Source organism: Micromonospora sp. ABR4_055 (assembly GCF_056160425.1).
On sequence record NZ_JBSWXD010000377.1, the window covers coordinates 1 to 255 of the forward strand.

Here is a 255-nt window from a genome sequence, read left to right on the forward strand (position 1 = left end):
GCGCGTGTGAGTCCATCGGCCTGCTGAAGATGGACTTCCTCGGGCTGCGCAACCTGACCGTGATGGACGACTGCCTGGCCGGGATCGCCGAGAACCAGAACCTCAACCTGGTCCTGGAGGATCTGCCGCTGGACGACAAGCGCGCCTACGAGCTGCTCGCCCGTGGTGACACGCTCGGGGTGTTCCAGCTCGACGGCGGGCCGATGCGGTCGCTGCTGCGCTCGATGGTGCCGGACAACTTCGAGGACATCTCCG

General features: G+C 66.3%; 1 protein-coding gene. It reads left to right on the forward strand.

Translation table 11 applies throughout. From position 1 onward, the window contains the following. On the forward strand, positions 1-255 hold a 255-nt coding region (locus ACXAHD_RS32475), incomplete at both ends, for a hypothetical protein (RefSeq protein ID WP_475055235.1).